This is a genomic window from Aeromonas sp. 1HA1 (assembly GCF_029237385.1).
In the GTDB taxonomy this organism is placed as follows: domain Bacteria; phylum Pseudomonadota; class Gammaproteobacteria; order Enterobacterales; family Aeromonadaceae; genus Aeromonas; species Aeromonas popoffii.
Window position 1 is genome coordinate 1 of the sequence record NZ_JAACGC010000211.1, and the last position, 710, is coordinate 710.

Consider the following 710-nt stretch of genomic DNA (forward strand, 5'->3'; position numbering starts at 1 on the left):
GAACAGGGATTGCAGGCTGGAGCTCACTCTGGGAAGGCTGGCAAACACTGCAAAGTAAACTGGACGGCTTTATTGCCGCCAAAGAGATGATGGCTTCGGGGATCAAGATCTGATCAAGAGACAGACTCAAAGCTGAGCTCAAGTTAAATGAGCTGAAACACAATATAAAACTATCATCGTTGCAGGAAAAGCAAGCTAGCACAGTTGAAGAGCTTCACTCACAATTATGGTTTTTTTTCGATGCCCTTAATAATTATACGACCGTTATCCAAAATCGAACGGGCAACGAGAAAGAAGAGAAGCGACTGTATGTAGCAGATAAATACGATGAAATAAAGCTCACTCTAAGAAATAAAGCTCTTTATATTCCTGTAAATCTTCATTCTGAAATTGAGAGGACCTGCCTGGTAATACACAAAACGGCAATCAAATTTATGAAAAATATAGAACGAGAGTATGGCGCTGAAATGCTCGGTGAGTGGGATAGAATCCATAAAGAAGTTAATGTAGATATAAAGAAAGCTATAAAGTCTTTAGAAAATGAATTTCGTGCGCTGTTGGGTGCCAGTTAACAAATTGTTCAAGTGTAAGCGCCGTTAAATCGACCTACTTGCCTTTACCGTATTGCGCCACTTTTTTTGCAATCGGCTCCAGCGGGACGTTCCATGGCAGCAGGGCTTCGAGCTTTTCCAGGGTATCGGCCTCGCCAA

Annotated in this window: 1 protein-coding gene; it reads left to right on the forward strand. The window is 42.1% G+C overall.

Annotation, left to right across the window (positions count from 1 at the left end; genetic code table 11):
• Positions 1-179 precede the first annotated feature (179 nt).
• The gene (locus GWQ22_RS21715; protein WP_275931655.1) at positions 180-572 is read left to right on the forward strand and encodes a hypothetical protein; all 393 of its coding nucleotides are present in this window, start codon (positions 180-182) and stop codon (positions 570-572) included.
• The last annotated feature ends 138 nt before the right edge of the window (positions 573-710 follow it).